General features: G+C 61.5%; 14 protein-coding genes and 1 pseudogene. 9 read left to right on the top strand and 6 right to left on the bottom strand.

Annotation, left to right across the window (positions count from 1 at the left end; genetic code table 11):
* Window positions 1-206: 206 nt before the first annotated feature.
* On the bottom strand, window positions 207-1,256 hold the full coding sequence (moaA, locus tag C6558_RS18985; RefSeq protein WP_025427252.1) for a GTP 3',8-cyclase MoaA: 1,050 nt from the start codon (window positions 1,254-1,256) through the stop codon (window positions 207-209).
* Window positions 1,257-1,404: 148 nt separating this feature from the next.
* Between moaA and C6558_RS18980 the strand changes: the two genes are divergently transcribed.
* Both C6558_RS18980 and C6558_RS18975 read left to right on the top strand, forming a co-directional pair.
* On the top strand, window positions 1,405-1,779 hold the full coding sequence (locus C6558_RS18980) for a gamma-butyrobetaine hydroxylase-like domain-containing protein (protein ID WP_025427251.1): 375 nt from the start codon (window positions 1,405-1,407) through the stop codon (window positions 1,777-1,779).
* A 54-nt stretch (window positions 1,780-1,833) separates the two neighbouring features.
* A pseudogene (locus C6558_RS18975) lies at window positions 1,834-3,623 on the top strand (monovalent cation:proton antiporter-2 (CPA2) family protein).
* Between the two features lie 26 nt (window positions 3,624-3,649).
* Here C6558_RS18975 and C6558_RS18970 read toward each other — a convergent pair.
* A complete protein-coding gene (locus tag C6558_RS18970; protein ID WP_025427249.1) occupies window positions 3,650-4,135 on the bottom strand; it encodes a MarR family winged helix-turn-helix transcriptional regulator in 486 nt (161 codons plus the stop codon).
* Between the two features lie 47 nt (window positions 4,136-4,182).
* Between C6558_RS18970 and C6558_RS18965 the strand changes: the two genes are divergently transcribed.
* The 3 genes from C6558_RS18965 to C6558_RS18955 all read left to right on the top strand — a co-directional run bounded on the left by C6558_RS18965 (window position 4,183) and on the right by C6558_RS18955 (window position 6,783).
* Complete coding sequence (locus C6558_RS18965) at window positions 4,183-5,091, top strand: alpha/beta fold hydrolase (RefSeq protein WP_025427248.1); 909 nt, start codon at window positions 4,183-4,185, stop codon at window positions 5,089-5,091.
* A gap of 212 nt (window positions 5,092-5,303) precedes the next feature.
* Window positions 5,304-5,912, top strand: coding sequence for a pyridoxamine 5'-phosphate oxidase family protein (locus tag C6558_RS18960; RefSeq protein ID WP_025427247.1), 609 nt, complete (start codon window positions 5,304-5,306; stop codon window positions 5,910-5,912).
* 64 nt (window positions 5,913-5,976) lie between these two features.
* Window positions 5,977-6,783, top strand: coding sequence for a M15 family metallopeptidase (locus tag C6558_RS18955; protein WP_038576151.1), 807 nt, complete (start codon window positions 5,977-5,979; stop codon window positions 6,781-6,783).
* A gap of 33 nt (window positions 6,784-6,816) precedes the next feature.
* On the opposite strand, the gene C6558_RS18950 is transcribed toward C6558_RS18955, so the two are convergent.
* The 3 genes from C6558_RS18950 to fumC all read right to left on the bottom strand — a co-directional run bounded on the left by C6558_RS18950 (window position 6,817) and on the right by fumC (window position 10,288).
* A complete protein-coding gene (locus C6558_RS18950) occupies window positions 6,817-7,461 on the bottom strand; it encodes a L,D-transpeptidase (protein WP_025427245.1) in 645 nt (214 codons plus the stop codon).
* Window positions 7,462-7,636: 175 nt separating this feature from the next.
* Complete coding sequence (locus C6558_RS18945) at window positions 7,637-8,707, bottom strand: GGDEF domain-containing protein (protein ID WP_025427244.1); 1,071 nt, start codon at window positions 8,705-8,707, stop codon at window positions 7,637-7,639.
* 189 nt (window positions 8,708-8,896) lie between these two features.
* Window positions 8,897-10,288 carry a class II fumarate hydratase gene (gene fumC, locus C6558_RS18940; protein WP_025427243.1) on the bottom strand — a complete coding sequence of 464 codons (1,392 nt, stop codon included), beginning with the start codon at window positions 10,286-10,288 and terminating at the stop codon, window positions 8,897-8,899.
* A gap of 533 nt (window positions 10,289-10,821) precedes the next feature.
* Here fumC and C6558_RS18935 point away from each other — a divergent pair.
* The gene (locus C6558_RS18935) at window positions 10,822-12,717 is read left to right on the top strand and encodes a murein L,D-transpeptidase (RefSeq protein WP_025427242.1); all 1,896 of its coding nucleotides are present in this window, start codon (window positions 10,822-10,824) and stop codon (window positions 12,715-12,717) included.
* Window positions 12,718-12,970: 253 nt separating this feature from the next.
* Here C6558_RS18935 and C6558_RS18930 read toward each other — a convergent pair whose 3' ends face one another.
* Window positions 12,971-13,648, bottom strand: coding sequence for an HAD family hydrolase (locus C6558_RS18930; protein ID WP_025427241.1), 678 nt, complete (start codon window positions 13,646-13,648; stop codon window positions 12,971-12,973).
* A gap of 224 nt (window positions 13,649-13,872) precedes the next feature.
* On the opposite strand from C6558_RS18930, the gene rpiA reads away from it, so the two are divergent.
* The 3 genes from rpiA to gor all read left to right on the top strand — a co-directional run bounded on the left by rpiA (window position 13,873) and on the right by gor (window position 16,848).
* Window positions 13,873-14,568, top strand: coding sequence for a ribose-5-phosphate isomerase RpiA (rpiA, locus tag C6558_RS18925; RefSeq protein ID WP_084814283.1), 696 nt, complete (start codon window positions 13,873-13,875; stop codon window positions 14,566-14,568).
* A gap of 121 nt (window positions 14,569-14,689) precedes the next feature.
* The gene (locus C6558_RS18920) at window positions 14,690-15,238 is read left to right on the top strand and encodes a DUF2059 domain-containing protein (protein ID WP_025427239.1); all 549 of its coding nucleotides are present in this window, start codon (window positions 14,690-14,692) and stop codon (window positions 15,236-15,238) included.
* Between the two features lie 218 nt (window positions 15,239-15,456).
* A complete protein-coding gene (gor, locus tag C6558_RS18915; RefSeq protein ID WP_025427238.1) occupies window positions 15,457-16,848 on the top strand; it encodes a glutathione-disulfide reductase in 1,392 nt (463 codons plus the stop codon).
* Window positions 16,849-16,922 lie beyond the last annotated feature (74 nt).

The following is a 16,922-nucleotide window of genomic DNA, read 5'->3' as shown; positions in this document are numbered from 1 at the left end:
GGAGAGGGCACGTGCCACGCGACAGGTTTTCGACTGCTTCGGCTCGTTTACGGCGCCATTCCCAACATGTCGATCGCGCATCCTTGCCCGACTCACTTCGTAGCGGTTGACCTTTGTCCGGCCCGCCGCGCAGGCTCAAGGCTCAAGGGAGGCGAGAGCGCTGCCACGCGTGCTCTTCTCCCCGCTGGCGGGGAGAAGAGGGCGGATCAGCCGCCGGTGACGCTCATGTGGCGGGCAACGGCCGGGCGGTTGTGCTCACGATCGATGATGAAGTCGTGGCCCTTCGGCTTGCGGCCGATTGCCTCGTCGATCACCTGGCCGAGATACACGTCGTCGTCCGAGGCCCGCAGTGCTGTGCGCAGGTCGGCGGCGTCATTCTGGCCGAGGCACATGTAAAGCGTGCCGGTGCAGGTCAGCCGGACGCGATTGCAGCTTTCGCAGAAATTATGGGTCATCGGCGTGATGAGGCCGAGCCGGCCGCCGGTTTCGGCGACCTCGACATAACGGGCCGGTCCGCCGGTCTTGTAGGCGATGTCGGACAGCGTGAACTGCTGCTCAAGCTGCCGGCGCATTTCCGACAGCGGCATGTAGTGATCGGTGCGATCTTCCTCGATCTCGCCCATCGGCATGGTTTCGATCAATGTCAGGTCCATGTCGCGACCGTGCGCCCAGCGCATCAGGTCGGGGATCTCGGCGTCGTTGAAGCCTTTCAGCGCAACGGCATTGATCTTGACCTTGATGCCGGCGGCTTGGGCCGCGTCGATGCCTTCGATGACCTTGCCGAGATCGCCCCAGCGGGTGATCTGGTGGAATTTCGCGGGATCGAGCGTGTCGAGCGAGACGTTGATGCGGCGCACGCCGCAATCGGCCAGTTCCGCGGCGTGTTTCGCAAGTTGCGAACCGTTGGTCGTCAGCGTCAGCTCATCAAGGCGCCCGGCCTCGATCTCGCGGCCGAGTTCGCGCACCAGAAACATGATGTTCTTGCGTACCAGCGGTTCGCCGCCGGTCAACCGCAGCTTGCGCACACCCTTGGCGATAAAGGCGGAACAGAGCCGGTGAAGTTCTTCCAGCGTCAGAAGATCCTTCTTCGGCAGGAAGGTCATGTGTTCCGCCATGCAATAGGTGCAGCGGAAATCGCAACGATCGGTAACGGACACGCGCAGATAGGTGATCGCCCGGCCGAACGGATCGATCATCGGGGCGGTTCTGTCCTCAAGCGGCCTTGCGCCGGCTTTCACTATCGCTGCTGTGTTCAAATGTCTTTCTCCCAGCCCCTTCAATGTCGCCAGCAAACGTGGTCGCGTCAAGGCGCATCCTGTCGCAAAGTGTTGATTGGAAAAGCCGGGTAATTCTCCACGGGCGATTCTTCAGTTAAGCGTGAGCTTGAAAACAGGAGCAGACATCATGAGCGAAATCTGGCCGACGGAACTGCGTGTATCGAAAGATCGCCACCGCCTCGTCGTCGCCTTCAATGACGGCGCAACCTTCGACCTTTCGGCGGAGATGATGCGGGTGCTTTCGCCGTCTGCCGAGGTGCAGGGGCATGGACCGGGTCAGCGGGTGACCGTGCCGGGCAAGCGCAACGTCCAGATCATCTCGGTGCAGCCGACCGGAAACTACGCCGTGCGGATCGGCTTCGACGATTTTCACGATACCGGCATCTTTACCTGGACCTATCTCCGCGAGCTGGGCGAGAAGGGCGAGGAGCTTTTTGCGGCTTACGAGCAGGAACTCGCCGACAAGGGCATGTCGCGCGACAAGACCGAAAAGCCACGCTGAACCATCTGAAAAGGAGAGGGTCTATTGGCCGAAGCATCTGATGCGAATGACCTGATGCAGGTGGTCGTGCTGTTGACCGCCGGTGTCGTTGCCGTGCCGCTGTTCAAGCGCATCGGGCTCGGGTCGGTGCTCGGCTATCTCATTGCTGGATTGGTGATCGGCCCGTTCGGCCTGCGCTTCTTCACCGAGCCGCAGGCGATCCTCCATGTGGCCGAACTCGGCGTCGTGATGTTCCTGTTCATCATCGGGCTGGAAATGCAGCCGTCGAAGCTCTGGAGCATGCGCAAGGATATCTTTGGCCTTGGCGCGGCACAGGTGCTCGCCTGCATTGCCGGCCTGACCGGTGTCGGGTTAGAGCTCGGCTTTGCGCCCATTCCCTCCTTCATCGCCGGCACCGGCTTCGTGCTGACCTCGACGGCGATCGTCATGCAGATGCTGCAGGAGCGAAACGAGATTTCGACGCTGAAGGGCCAGCGCATGATCGCGATCCTCCTGTTCGAGGATCTGGCAATCGTGCCGCTGCTGGTGCTCGTGACCCTGCTTGGCAGCAGCGGGGCTGCGAGCGAGCCGTCGGAGCGCTGGATGGCGATCGGCATTGCTTTTGCAGCGCTTGTGGCGCTGGTGATCGCCGGTCGTTACCTGTTGAACCCGCTGTTCCGGCTGTTGGCAGCCGCGGGCGCACGCGAGGTGATGACCGCAGCGGCGCTGCTTGTGGTCCTCGGTTCGGCGCTGGCGATGCAGCAGAGCGGCCTGTCGATGGCGATGGGTGCCTTCCTTGCCGGCGTGCTGCTTTCTGAGTCTGCATTCCGCCACCAGCTCGAAGCCGATATCGAGCCGTTTCGCGGCATCCTGCTCGGCCTGTTCTTCCTTGGTGCCGGCATGGCGATCGACCTGTCGGTGATCGCCGCCAACTGGCAGGTCGTTGTGATTTCCGTGCTCGCCTATATGGCGCTGAAGGGCGTGCTGATCTATGCGGTCGCGCGGCTGCTGCGTGCCTGCCACAGCGAAAGTCTGGAGCGGGCGGTGCTGATGGCGCAGGGCGGCGAATTCGCCTTCGTGCTCTATGCCGCCGCCGTCTCGGCCGGCATCATCGATGCCGAAGCCAATGCGACGCTAACGGCGACGATCATCCTGTCGATGATGCTGACCCCGATCGCAATCTTCATCCATGGCCGTCTCGCCAAACCCGAGCCGCCGAAGACTGACGATCTGGAAGTGCCTGAGAATGTCGAAGGCACGGTGCTGATGATCGGCTTCGGCCGTTTCGGCCAGATCGTCAGCCAGCCGTTGCTGGCGCGCGGTTACAAGCTCTCGCTGATCGACAAGGATGCGGACTTCGTGCGCGACGCTTCGAACTTCGGCTTCCGGTCTTTTACGGCGATGGATCCCGCAGCGATATCCTGCACGCGGCAGGCGCAGCCACCGCAAGGGCAATCCTCATCTGCGTCGACGACAAGGCGGCGGCGATCAAGATCGCCCACACCGCCAAGGAGGAGTTTCCGCTGGTGCCCGTGCTGGCGCGCGCGTTCGACCGCGGTCATGCCATCGACCTCCTGCACGCCGGGGTGGACTTCGAGATCCGCGAGACGTTCGAATCGGCGCTCGCTTTTGGCACTGAAGTGCTGAATGTTCTGGGCGAGGATGCTGAAACAGCTGCGGATGTGATCGAAGAGTTCCGCGACCTCGACAAGGAGCGCTTTGCGCTCGAAACCATCGGCGGCATCTATGCCGGGCGACAGCTGATCCGAGGCAACGCGCAGCCGTCCGACATTATCGCCTCGCGAACCGCGCGCGAGCGGGCGGAAGCGGAAGCCCGCGAGGCACAGGAAGGCTCAGCCAGCTAAAGACTGGCTCGTGCCCGGTCCGGCAGTCAGGCGAGTTCGTTCTCGTCCCTGAGCAGAACGGCGATGAGCCGCTCCATGGATTGTGCCACGACCATGCAGTCCTCGAGCGGTGCGCCCTCCATCGACTTTTCGATGAGGCCGGTCTGAACCTCCATGGCCTCTTCCGTCAGCGTGCGCCCGGTGGGTGTCAGCGACAGCCGAAGCACGCGCTTGTCCTTGTCGTCGCCGCGGCGCTCGATCAGCCCGCGTTTTTCCAGCTGCGGCAGCAGCATGCTCATGTTGGACCGCCCCACCAGCAGCTTGCGGGCAAGCTCCTGCTGCGAGATCCCGTCAAAGCGATAGAGGTTGATCAGGATGTCGAGATGAGGCGGCTTGATGTCGAGATGCGCGAGCGAGCGCGTCATCGTCTGCTGCATCAACTGACAGGCGCGCGCGACTGCAATCCAGCTACGAAAACGCGGGTGGTCCCAGGGGAAATGATGCTGTTCGTTCATCACTTGCTTTTTGTTCATCGTTGTACAATAATGTTCAGCATTGAACATATCAAGAGATTCTCACTATGGCATCCTTTGCGATCAAGGTCATCCGCCATGCGCTTGCCGGCGTGTCGGTCATTTCTCCCGAGGCCGCCGGCCGGCTCGCCTTCAAACTGTTCAGTGTTACGCCCGGCCGCAAGCCGAAGAGCGCCAAGGAACGCGCGGCCCTTGCCGCTGCCGTCCCGGTGATCGCCAAGGGCGAGCCGGTGACGCTTTCCTATGCCGGCGGGTGGGTCCTAGCACGGCATTTCGCGAGCCCGCGCAATGCCGCCAACGCCAAGCGCGTGCTGCTGGTTCACGGCTGGGGATCGCGCAGCGATTATCTCGCCACCATGATCGAAGGGCTGGTTGCCAGCGGAGCCGAGGTGGTAACACTTGACTGGCCCGGGCATGGCGCCTCGCCGGGGCGGACGCTGACGATGCCGGCCGCCGTCAGGGCGATCGATGCCGCCTGGCGGCATTTCGGGGGCTTTGACGTCAGCGTCGGCCATTCCTTCGGAGGCGCCAGCCTTGCCTGTGCGGCCGGTGGTCTCGTTTGCGACGTGCCTAGTCATGTCGCAAAAAAGCTTGTCCTGATCGGTGCACCGAGCGAGATGACCTGGCTTTTCAAGGGCTTCGGAAAAGTTCTTCGCCTTTCACCCAAAACCCAGGGCGCCTTCGAAGGCGTCGTCGAACGCCTGTCCGGCCGCCGGCTGGAGGATTTCGATGCGGCCAGGATCCTTGAGGTGCGGGCCGTTCCGACATTGATCATCCATGCGGAAGATGACAAGGAGGTTTCGGCCGACCATGCGCGCCGCTATGCGGCGGCCGGACCCAATGTCGAGCTTCACTGGGCGAATGGCTACGGCCATCGCCGCATCGTATCGGCAAGCCCGGTGATCGACAGGATCAATGCTTTCGTCCATGCCGAGGATCGAAAGGCTGCTGCCTGACCGAAGGCTGGTCGCGCATCCGCGTTCTCGCGTCCGATACGGCTTCGGAAGATTTCGCTGATGCCGTCATATGCCCGTCATGCTATCCGTCGAAAGGATCACTTCGACCGCGGTGTTACCGTCTTTCGCGAGGCGAGCGCCGCTGCTGATATTGAGTTGGCTGCATGAAGCCGGATAACGGTTTGGGCATCATGCATTTGCGGGAGGACGGCATGTCGATCATCACCTCGGTCGAGGAATTGAACGCGCTTTACGGCGGCGTCAGCGAGGCATCGGTGGCAAAGGTCACCAAAGTGCTGACCGCAGAGTACCGGCAGATGATCGAGGCATCTCCCTTTGCCGCACTTGCGACCGTAGGTCCCGAAGGGCTCGACTGTTCTCCGCGCGGCGACGACGAATGCGTTGTCCGGGTCGCCGACGACAAGACGGTTCTGATGCCCGACTGGCGCGGCAACAACCGCGTCGATTCGCTCGCCAACATCGTGCGCGACCCGCGCGTGGCGCTGATGTTCCTGGTGCCTGGATCCAACACCACCATGCGCATCAACGGCACCGCCGTTGTCAGCATCGATCCGGCGCTGACTGACTCCTTCGAGATCGATGGCAGGAACCCGCGCAGCGTCCTCGTCGTCACCATCGGCGAGGTCTATTTCCAGTGCGCCCGCGCCTTGATGCGATCGCAGATCTGGAATCCTGAGCGCTTCATCGATCCCGCGACGCTTCCGACGCCCGGTGCGTTGCTGAAGGCCGCCAAGGCCGATTTCGATCGGGATACCTATGACCGCGAATGGCCGGAGCGCGCAGCCCAGACCATGTGGTAGGCTGAACGGCCGAGCGGGTTTGCGAACGACCGCGGAGCCGACGCAAGCCAGAGATGGAAACGTGATGCGACGTGGATCTATAAGCGCGTGTCTTGGTGCCGCCGTTCTGCTTGTCTCGGCCTGTGTCAGCAGAGGCTTGGCGGCCGAGCCGACGCTCAGCGAAAAGCTCGAACTGCTCGCCAGGGCCTATCCGGAGGCGGTCGCCGAGGTCGGCCAAGACACGCTGACCCTGCGCGATGGCGGCCCGGCGCTGCCGATCGATGATGGCAGGCAGAAGAGCCACGCCGAAAAGCTCGCATCCGGCGATATCGAGGACAGTCTTTCGCAGATCTATCCGCTTGGTCCCTGTGCCAAGCCGCCGGGTGTGGATTTCGATCCGGGCCGCATCCGCAGCGAAGCCTTGATGAAACGTCTTTATGGGGGCAGTGCTGCGGGCGTCAGGCGCGATCTTGTCGTGGTTGACTGGTTCGGCGAGCGCCTGAGCGTCACCAGCAGGCACGGTGTGGCCAAGGCGTTGCAGGCGGTCGGGCGCGAGCTTGCCTCACGACCAAAGCTGAAGCGGTATCTCGTGCCCAGTGCCGGGACCTTCAACTGGCGCAACATTGCCGGCGCGCACACGCTCTCGGTGCACAGTTTTGGCGCGGCGATCGATCTCAACACCGGCTTTGCCGACTACTGGCGCTGGGCGGGCGGAGGCAAGAGCGGCGCGGCGCCCTACCGCAACCGCTATCCGCTGGAGATCGTCGAGGTCTTCGAGAAGCATGGTTTCATCTGGGGCGGCCGCTGGTATCATTTCGACACCATGCATTTCGAGTACCGGCCGGAACTGATCGCCATTGCAAGACAGGCGGGTGCCTCCGCCTGTCGATAGGCTGAGTGTGGACGCCTTGCCTTGACTGGTCGGTCAGTCGCGAACGACCACAGTCGTGCCGAGCTGGACATTGGCATAAAGGTGCTCGACATCCTCGTTGGCCATGCGGATGCAGCCTGATGACATCGCCTTGCCGATCGACAGCGGCTGGTTGGTCCCGTGAATGCGGTAGATCGTCGAGCCGAGATACATGGCGCGGGCACCGAGCGGATTGTCGATGCCGCCCTCCATGCTGGCGGGCAGCACCTTGCCCTTCTTGGCTTCACGAACGCGCATGTCCTCGGGCGGCACCCAGGTGGGCCATTCGGCCTTGCGGCTCACGGTGTTGGTTCCGGTCCACAGAAACCCCTTCCGCCCAACGCTGACGGCGTATTTGACTGCGATGCCGCGGCCGACGACGTGGTAGAGGCGACGCTCGGAATTGTCGATGATGATGGTGCCGGGAGCGGCGGTCTCAGGGAAGGCGACGAGTTCTCGCGCGATCGGTGACTGGCTGATGTCGCCGCGCTTGGCCTTATAGCTGGCGCCGCCTTGCGACAGGACCTGAAGCCAACCGGTCTTGGCGGCGTTGCTGTCGAGGGAGGCGACGGTGATCTGACCCTGTGCCTTTTCGCCGGCGATTGCGGCTGATCCTGTCATCAAGACGATCGCGGTGACGGCTGCAAAAATGCGCTTCATGTCGGTTCTCCCCCTCGGATTGTGGGAACCGATCGTGCTTTCCGTAGCCGTTGGTCCCTGTTGCAACTGTTCTAGCGATTGCAATCAGGCCTGGCTGTTTCCAAGGGAACGAGAGTGCTGACATGAAAATGGCGCCCGATGGACGCCATTTTCATGAAGGGTATCTCGGACGTTGCTAACGTCGGTAGATCAGCCAGTTGCGGCCGGATTCCTTGCGCATGCCGTCTTCGAACAGCATCGTCTTGTTGCGGCCGGCATTCTTGGCGGAATAGAGCGCGATATCCGCCTTGTTGTAGAGATCGACGGCATCCTCCGCGGCGGTCGCCATGCAGACGCCGACCGACAGGGTGATCGGGCCATAATTGACGCCGGTCTTGGAATTTCTAAAGGGCGTGCCGGCCAGTACGGTGCGAATGCGATCGGCGACCTGCAGGCATTCTTCCTGGCTGCTGTCTTTGAGTATGACCGCGAACTCCTCTCCGCCGGTGCGGGCGACAAAGGCGTCGCGGCGGACATTGGCGCGGATGACGCTGCCGACCGTCGCCAGGATCTTGTCGCCGACCGGATGGCCGAACGTGTCGTTCACCTTCTTGAAGTGGTCGATATCGGCAACCAGCAGGCCGGTGAAGTTCTTCTCATGATCGTTGTTGTAGACGGCGGCGAGATTGTCGTCGAAGGCACGGCGGTTGGCGAGCCGCGTCAGCGAATCCGTATTGGCGATCCGCTTGTATTCGTCGAGTTCCTGGCGGATGACCTCCATCTCGAAGGACTTCTGCACCACGGTCTGCACGCGCTCCTTGCCCTGGCTCATCGTGTCGGCGGTCGCCTCGGTGAGGATACCGATGGCGTGGCGCAGGATGTCGGCGCTGGACGCGCTCTTGCTCGTTATGTTGACATAGGCTTCGTCGAGAACCTTGTTGTAAGTCTCGAGCGCATATTGCTCGTCCTTCAACAGGTTGACCAGTTCGGTCAGCTTGGCCGCAAGGCTGGTGTGGGCGCGCTCGATACCGGTCGAGCGATGGATATGGCTGAAATATTGTGCGCCGATCGCGTCGAGTTCCTCCTGGGTCGCGCGGCTGCCGAGAGCTGCGAGTTCCTTGGACAATTGCGGATTCGAACCGAGGTAGGCTTCGTAATAAAGCTCGTAATTGCGCGGTATCGGCGACACGCCCATCATGCGCATCGCATGAGTTACTTGTGCTGCGATATCCGGAGCTTGCGTTTTTCCAGAGGTGGCCGTTTGCATTCGCAAACCCCCAATATTACTCATTGCTTACAGGTACTGATTTTTAGGGGCAAATGATTTGCGAAGTCTTAATGATTGCTTCTGCGAATGAAGACAATTCGACTTAACGCAGACAATGCAATGTCCCGTCGATCCGGGCGAGGGCCGAGCCGCGACGCGGATTAAGGCGCCGCGGCAGGGGTATACGGATCAGGCCGGGCTGATCATCGTTTCCGGACGCACGATGGCGTCGAACTCTTCGTTGGTGACGTAACCGCCGCCGACGGCTTCTTCGCGCAGTGTCGTGCCGTTCTTGTGGGCGGTCTTAGCGATCTTGGCCGCGTTGTCGTAGCCGATCTTCGGCGCCAGCGCCGTCACCAGCATCAGCGAGCGGTCGAGCGCTGCCTTGATGTTGTCTTCGCGGGCCTCGATGCCGACGACGCAGTTGTCGGTGAAGGAGATCGCGGCATCGGCGAGCAACTGTACCGACTGCAGGAAGTTATAGGCCATCAGCGGGTTGAAGACGTTGAGCTCGAAATGGCCCTGGCTGCCGGCAAAGGTCAGTGCGGCGTTGTTGCCGAACACCTGGACGCAGACCTGTGTGAGCGCTTCGCACTGGGTCGGGTTGACCTTGCCCGGCATGATCGACGAACCCGGTTCGTTTTCCGGCAGCGAGAGCTCGCCGAGGCCCGAGCGCGGGCCGGAGCCGAGGAAGCGAATGTCGTTGGCAATCTTGAAGAGGGCAGCTGCTGCGGCGTTGATAGCGCCGTGGCTGAAGACCATCGAATCGTGGGCGGCAAGCGCTTCGAACTTGTTCGGTGCCGTGGTGAAGGCAATGCCGGTGATCTTGGCGATTTCTTCCGCGACCTTCTCGGCAAAGCCGATGGGTGCATTGAGGCCGGTACCCACGGCGGTACCGCCCTGCGCGAGCTCGCAAAGGCCGGGCAGGGTCAACTCGATGCGCTTGATCGAGGACGCGACCTGGGCGGCATAACCGGAGAATTCCTGGCCGAGCGTCAGCGGGGTTGCGTCCTGGGTGTGGGTGCGGCCGATCTTGATGATGTGATCGAACGCCTTGACCTTGGCTTCGAGCGCCTCGTGCAGGTGCTTTAGCGCCGGCAGCAGATCATGGATCACCCGCTCCGCGCAGGCGATGTGCATCGCCGTCGGATAGGTATCGTTGGACGATTGGCTCATGTTGACGTGGTCGTTCGGATGCACCGGCGTCTTCGAGCCCATGACGCCGCCGAGCATTTCGATTGCGCGGTTCGAGATGACCTCGTTGGCGTTCATGTTCGACTGGGTGCCGGAGCCTGTTTGCCAGACAACCAACGGGAAGTGGTCATTGAGCTTGCCGTCGATGACTTCCTGCGAGGCCTTGACGATGGCATCGGCAATGGTTGCATCCAGGCGACCGAGCGCCATGTTGGTGCGGGCCGCGGCCTGCTTGACGATGCCGAGCGCGCTGACGATTGCGACCGGCTGTTTTTCCCAGCCGATCTTGAAGTTGCCGAGGGAACGCTCGGCCTGGGCGCCCCAATAGCGGTCGTTTGCCACTTGGATGGGGCCGAACGTATCTGTTTCCGTGCGCGTCGATGTCATCGTGATCCCTGCCTTCGTCATGCGGTTCATGAAGTCTGGGCGAGGGGACGCGGTCGCAACCGGCTGTCCCTTCCCCAAGGTGCCGGGCCTCTCTCTGCCCCGGCTGGCAAGGCTTGTAAAGAGGTGGCCCCGGAGCTGGCAATGCTACAATCGTTTGAAAGGCGGGCGTGCGACAAAGAGCGGCCTTTGCAGTCGTGCAGCGGCTGATTCGCGTGCGCGCGGCGAACCCGGATTCCTTGTGGCGTTTCAGCCACATTCGTTGCCTTCCTTTAAGGCTCGCATTGCTCGCCTTGCCGTGCGGGCCGGGTGGCAACGACACTAATGTCGATGCAAATCAAATTTTTACGCCCCCTCGAACGTCCTGGAAATCAAGCGGTTTTTTTACCACGCAGAGGTGTTTTCATGCACGTTCGGGGAGGCGCGTTTCCTTTTCATTCACCATCCTTTTCTATAAGTTTTAGAGCACGAGGGCGTGGCGAGAATCTGGCTAAAGCCGAGTTCGGCGACAACGCGATACGGGGACGTAGTTTCACATGAGAATTTTCAAGACGGCAGCGATCGTAGCGCTCATGAGCAGCTGTTCGATTGCAACCTTCGATGTGCGGCCGGCTGCGGCCATCACGTTGATGGACCTTATCCGCGGCGGCAGACAGAAGACGCCGAAGCAGGAGATGCAGTCCGGCCAGCCGCTGCCCGGTGTCGGTTCCATGGGGCAGCCGCAGCAGAGGACGGTCTCCACGCCGCTGCCGAAGGTGACCGGCCCTCGCTATTATACCTACAAGGCGGAACCTCTGCGCCGGGTCGATACCGGTAGGCTGCTCGATCCGGTCGTCACCGGTTCTGTGCGCAACGAAGCGCTGCCGCCAATGCTGCGTGCGGCGCTCACCGATGCCCGTCAATTCATGCCTGACGTTGAGGTTCGCACGACCTCGAATGTGGCAAAAGCCATCGAGACCCATTACGGCTCGCGTTCTGATTTCGTCTGGATCGACGGCACCGGTGTCAACGCGCGCGCAAAGGGGGCGATTGCCGTTCTTGCCGATGCAGCAAAGGTCGGTCTCGATCCGCAGGATTATGCCGTTCAGGTGCCTGCTGATGAATTCGACCGCGGCGATATGATCGCGCGCGAAAAGGAACTTGTTCAGTTCGAAATCGCGCTGTCGGCGGCAACGCTTTCCTATGTCGAGGACACGGTGCGTGGCCGCATCGATCCCAACAAGATCTCCGGCTATCACGATTTCAAGCGCAAGACCGTCGATCTCTCAGCCTTCCTCGATAGGATGTCGGCAAGCTCCGATGTTGCCACGCTGCTCAACGATCAGAACCCGAAGAGCGAACAATTCGCTGCATTGTCGGTTGAACTCGAGCGCCTTCGTGCAGAGAAGAGCGTGGAACAGCGTGTCGAGATCGCGCCGGGCACGCTCCTGAAGCCGGGCCAAAGCAATCCGGAACTTGCCAACATCGTCGCCGGGATCCGCATCAAGGGTTCCGAGACGCTGAAGTCGGATCACGCCGCAGTGCTCGCGGCCTATCAAGGAACCCCTGAGTACACGCCTGAGCTGGTTCTGCTCGTCGAAGCGTTCCAGAAGGAGAATGGCCTGAAGGCCGATGGCGTCGTCGGTCAGGCGTCGCTGCGACTCCTGACCGGTGGCGACACCGTGGCAAGCAAGATCAACAAGCTCGAAGTCGCGATGGAACAGGCGCGCTGGCTTCCCGATGGGCTCGGCAACCGCTACGTCTTCATCAACCAGCCGGCCTTTACCGCGTCCTATAGCGACAATGGCGCCGAGCAGTTTTCGATGCGCGTCGTCGTCGGTTCAAAGGCGAACCAGACCTATTTCTTCCAGGATGAGATTCAGACCGTCGAGGTCAATCCATACTGGGGCGTGCCGCAGTCGATCATCATCAACGAGATGCTGCCGAAGCTGCGCAACGACCCTGGTTATCTCGATCGGATGGGCTATCAGGTTGAGATAGGCGGGCGCTCAGTGCCGTCGTCTTCCGTCAACTGGACCGGATCGACCGCCTCGGTTGCCGTGCGCCAGCCGCCGAGCAGCGACAACGCGCTTGGCGAACTGAAGATCCTGTTCCCGAATGCGCATGCCATCTACATGCACGACACGCCGTCGAAGAGCTTCTTCAAGCGTGACCAGCGCGCACTCAGCCACGGTTGCGTGCGGCTCGCCGATCCGCGCCGGATGGCAGCGGCCGTGCTTGGCACCAGCGTCGAGGATGTCGGCAAGGAAATCGGCGGCGGCAGCAACAAGGCGTTGCAGGTGCCGCAGAAGGTTCCTGTTTACGTCGCCTATTTTACCGCCTGGCCGAACAAGGACGGTGTCATCGAGTATTTCGACGACGTGTATGAGCGCGACATGTACGTGAACCGCGCCCTCGACGCCACCCGCGACGCTCGCCGGGCCGAGGGGTAAGTCCCAATTAGGCGATGGCGCCACTCGCACTGGCACCGTGTTCGACGACAGAATTTCAGACCCCGTGGAGCTTCTCCATGGGGTTTTTCGTTTAGGTGGTGGTGACGCGAGAGGAACGCAGCGTGTTTTTGCGATGCGAGAAGCGGCGCGACGCAGGAACCTGCTACGTGCGCGCTGCCAATGACGATTGATCTTAGTGGGCTCTATCCTCGATCAGATGCGGATCAAAACCTCAGGCCCAGCGCCCGCGCGCTTACTTGCCGTTGAAAAGCCCTGTCACCAGCGCCGGCGTCAACTCGTCGAAGTGGCGGATGATCACTGTCGGCTCCAGGCTTTCGATCGGCACGTCGGAATAGCCGAACGGCACGGCGATCGACGGGATCGCGGCGTTTCGGGCGACCAGAATATCGTTGAGGCTGTCACCGATCATCACCGAGTGCGCGGCACTGCCGCCGGCATTGGCGATCGTGCGCAGCAGGTGGTCGGCATTCGGCTTGCGGATTTCGAACGTGTCGCCACCGGAAACCGCCGCGAAGCGATCGATGAGGCCTAGGCGCTCGAGCAGCCGGTTTGCCAGCATCTCCGGCTTGTTGGTGCAGACTGCGAGCTTGAAGCCCGCCGCCGACAGCCGGTCGAGTGCGTTGAGCATGCCCGGGTAAGGCAGGGAATCACCCGGCATCGAGCCATGATAGAAGTCGACGAACTCCTTCATCTGCCAGGCCAACGCTTCTTCATCGAGCGGCTTGTTGCGAAGCGCAAAAGTCCGCTCGATCATCGCGCGGGCACCGTGGCCAACGAGATGGGTGAGGTCGCGGTAGGTGACCGGCTCGACGCCGGCCTGGGTCACCGCATGGTTGAGGCTCGCCACCAGATCCGGCGCCGTATCGACAAGGGTTCCGTCGAGATCAAAGACGACAATGGGGGAAGACAAGAGGTGAACCTCGCGTAGCCGGAAAGAGTTGTCGTTCGGGTAGGCGAAGTTGCAAGAGAATGCAATGGCAAGTGTGTGTGGGAAGGGACCAGGAATCCGGGCCGGGCCCCTGATTTTGGCTTTTGTTTGCAGCTTTGGGCGTGTAAGTGTCTCAGCGGAAAACGGATGGAGAAGGTGGGTAACCGCATCCACATCCGGTGGGTAAAAAAGGGAGCGACTGGCGTATGGACGCCCGCCAAATGAAAATCAAAGCCGCGGCAGCGGCGCTCGAACATGTCGAAGACGGCATGCGTCTCGGCATTGGGACGGGATCGACTGCCGAGGAGTTCGTTCGGCTCCTGGCCGAGAAGGTCGCTGCGGGCTTCCGCATCGAAGGCGTTCCGACCTCCGAGCGTACTGCGCGGCTGTGCCTGGAGCTTGGCGTGCAGTTGAAGTCGCTGGACGAACTTCCGGAACTGGACCTGACGATCGATGGTGCCGACGAAATCGATGGTCAGTTGCGACTGATTAAGGGCGGCGGCGGCGCATTGCTGCGCGAGAAGATCGTCGCGGCCGCTTCCAAGCGCATGATTGTCATCGCCGATGAATCGAAAGTCGTCGATGTTCTCGGCGCATTCAAGCTGCCGATCGAGGTCAATCCCTTCGGCCAGGTGGCAACGCGCATCGCCATCGAAAAGGTGGCCTCGCGTCTCGGTCTTTCCGGTGACATCTCCGTGCGCAACTCAGGCGACGGCCCCTTCAAGACGGACGGTGGACACCTCATTCTTGATGCATCTTTTGGCCGTATTCCTGATGCAGATGCGCTCGCGGGAGAGCTGAATGCCATTCCGGGCGTGGTCGAGCATGGACTTTTCATAGGCATCGCGTCGCTGGCAATTATTGCCGGACCGGAAGAGGCACGCATTCTGACCGCATCTTGAGCCGGTTCCCGTCGCTCCCTGGGGAGCAGGGGCCGGTGAAGAAAACAGGTTACCACACATGCGGGCCTGGCGGCGGCAATCGCCCCGGCAGCATGCGACAAACACAGGAGCATGGATAAAAATGAACAAACTCGCAGGTCTTGTCCGCACTTTCGCAGCCACCGCGGTTCTCCTTTCTGCATCCATTCCGGTTCAGGCTCAGGACGTGTCCGACGCCCAGATCAAGGCCGCGCGTGCGACCATCGCTGCACTCGGCGTGACCAACAACTTCGACAACATTCTGCCGAACCTCGCCGAGCGTCTGAAGAATACTCTGATCCAGGCTTCGCCGAACTTCCAGGAGCTGATCACCGCGACCGTCGACGAAAAGGCTTTGACCCTGGCAGCGCGTCGCGCCGATCTCGAAAACGAAGCCGCGACGATCTACGCCAAGACCTTTACGCTTGAAGAGCTGAACGCCATTACCGAGTTCTACAAGTCGACGGCCGGCAAGAAGCTTCTGAACGACGGCCCGATTGCTTCGCGCGAATTGTTGAAGGCGGCAGACATCTGGGCAGCCGGCGTGTCGCGCGACCTCAACACCGAAGCCACGAAGTCGCTCGACGCCAAGGTCGGCACTTCGGCTCCGCCACGTATTGAAGGCACCGTTGAGACACCGCCCGCCCAATAATCCGCGGTCGGTCGGAGAGAGCTCGGGTCAGCTGGGCTAAACATCACGTTTTGGGGAGCCCGGAGCAATCCGGGCTTTTCTTTTTCTGCAGTGCAACACTATATGTGCCTGCGACGGGGGACTGCCCCCCGAGCGGGGCGTGCCGCCGGCGAAAATGCCTGGTCCGCGGTCCCCTAATTGTCCTAATTGCAGCTTGCACGACCTTCAGGAGTTCGCCCATGCCCGCTTTCGACTATGACCTCTTCGTAATCGGTGGCGGTTCGGGTGGCGTCAGAAGCGGCCGGCTGGCGGCAAGTCTCGGCAAGAAGGTCGCGATCGCCGAAGAGTTCCGTTATGGCGGCACCTGTGTCATCCGTGGGTGCGTTCCGAAGAAGCTCTATGTCTACGCGTCGCAATATTCGGAACATTTCGAGGATGCGGCGGGTTTCGGCTGGACCGTCGGCGAAAGTCGCTTTGATTGGCAAAAGCTCGTCGCTGCCAAGGAGCAGGAGATCACGCGGCTCGAAGGCCTCTACCAGAAGGGGCTCGCCAATGCCGGCGCGGAGATCCTGCGTACACGGGCTGAGCTTGTCGGCCCGAATACGGTTCGCCTGCTCGACACTGGCAAGACCGTGACCGCCGAACGTATCGTCATTGCTGTCGGCGGCCACCCGACGCCGCATGACGCGCTGCCGGGCCATGAACTCTGCATTTCCTCCAATGAGGCTTTCGATCTGGCGGAACTGCCGAAGTCGATCCTGATTGCAGGCGGTGGCTATATCGCTGTCGAGTTCGCCAATATCTTTCATGGTCTCGGCGTCGAAACGACACTGATCTATCGCGGCAAGGAAATCCTCTCGCGTTTCGATCAGGATCTCCGCCGCGGCCTGCACACGGCGATGGAAGAGAAGGGCATCCGGATCCTTTGCGAAGACATCATCCAGTCGGTCACGACTGACGCCGACGGCAAGCGCGTGGCGCAGACGATGAAACACGGCCAAATCGCCGTCGATCAGGTGATGCTGGCGCTTGGCCGCGTGCCGAACACCAAGGGCCTCGGGCTCGAAAGCGCCGGGGTGAACACGGATGAGCGCGGCGCGATCGTCGTCGACGCCTTTTCGCGCACGAGCGCGCCCGGCATCTATGCCCTCGGCGACGTGACCGATCGCGTCCAGCTGACACCGGTCGCGATCCACGAGGCAATGTGCTTCATCGAGACCGAATACAAGAACAACCCGGTATCGCCCGACCACGACCTGATCGCCACGGCCGTCTTCTCCCAGCCGGAGATCGGCACCGTCGGCCTCAGCGAGGAGCAGGCTGCGCGTCAGTTCGAAGAACTGGAAGTCTATCGTGCCGAGTTCCGGCCGATGAAGGCGACGCTTTCCGGCCGGAAGGAAAAGATGATCATGAAGCTGATCGTCAACGCTGCCGACCGCAAAGTGCTGGGCGCCCACATCCTCGGGCACGATGCCGGCGAAATGGCGCAATTGCTCGGCATTTCGCTGAAGGCCGGTTGCACCAAGGACGACTTCGATCGGACGATGGCGGTGCATCCGACAGCATCGGAAGAGCTTGTGACGATGTATGCGCCGTCCTATCGCGTGCGTAAGGGCGAGCGGGTCGGCTGAGCAGGGCGGTTGCTTTGCTGACGCCGGAAACCATGAATTCTGGTAGGATGCCTTTCCAAGCCATCGCTTAACGT

It is taken from the genome of Ensifer sp. NM-2 (assembly GCF_003024455.1).
Lineage (GTDB): Bacteria > Pseudomonadota > Alphaproteobacteria > Rhizobiales > Rhizobiaceae > Ensifer > Ensifer canadensis.
The sequence above is the reverse complement of the archived record's forward strand: the minus strand, read 5'-3'. Positions and strand labels throughout refer to the sequence as shown.

Excerpts from the sequence above, each read along its gene's own strand:
- C6558_RS18980 (WP_025427251.1), top strand. The coding sequence starts at position 1,405 with ATGAGCGAAATCTGGCCGACGGAACTGCGTGTATCGAAAGATCGCCAC.
- C6558_RS18970 (WP_025427249.1), bottom strand. The coding sequence starts at position 4,135 with ATGAACAAAAAGCAAGTGATGAACGAACAGCATCATTTCCCCTGGGAC.
- C6558_RS18965 (WP_025427248.1), top strand. The coding sequence starts at position 4,183 with ATGGCATCCTTTGCGATCAAGGTCATCCGCCATGCGCTTGCCGGCGTG.
- C6558_RS18960 (WP_025427247.1), top strand. The coding sequence starts at position 5,304 with ATGTCGATCATCACCTCGGTCGAGGAATTGAACGCGCTTTACGGCGGC.
- C6558_RS18955 (WP_038576151.1), top strand. The coding sequence starts at position 5,977 with ATGCGACGTGGATCTATAAGCGCGTGTCTTGGTGCCGCCGTTCTGCTT.
- C6558_RS18950 (WP_025427245.1), bottom strand. The coding sequence starts at position 7,461 with ATGAAGCGCATTTTTGCAGCCGTCACCGCGATCGTCTTGATGACAGGA.
- C6558_RS18945 (WP_025427244.1), bottom strand. The coding sequence starts at position 8,707 with ATGCAAACGGCCACCTCTGGAAAAACGCAAGCTCCGGATATCGCAGCA.
- fumC (WP_025427243.1), bottom strand. The coding sequence starts at position 10,288 with ATGACATCGACGCGCACGGAAACAGATACGTTCGGCCCCATCCAAGTG.
- C6558_RS18935 (WP_025427242.1), top strand. The coding sequence starts at position 10,822 with ATGAGAATTTTCAAGACGGCAGCGATCGTAGCGCTCATGAGCAGCTGT.
- rpiA (WP_084814283.1), top strand. The coding sequence starts at position 13,873 with ATGGACGCCCGCCAAATGAAAATCAAAGCCGCGGCAGCGGCGCTCGAA.
- C6558_RS18920 (WP_025427239.1), top strand. The coding sequence starts at position 14,690 with ATGAACAAACTCGCAGGTCTTGTCCGCACTTTCGCAGCCACCGCGGTT.
- gor (WP_025427238.1), top strand. The coding sequence starts at position 15,457 with ATGCCCGCTTTCGACTATGACCTCTTCGTAATCGGTGGCGGTTCGGGT.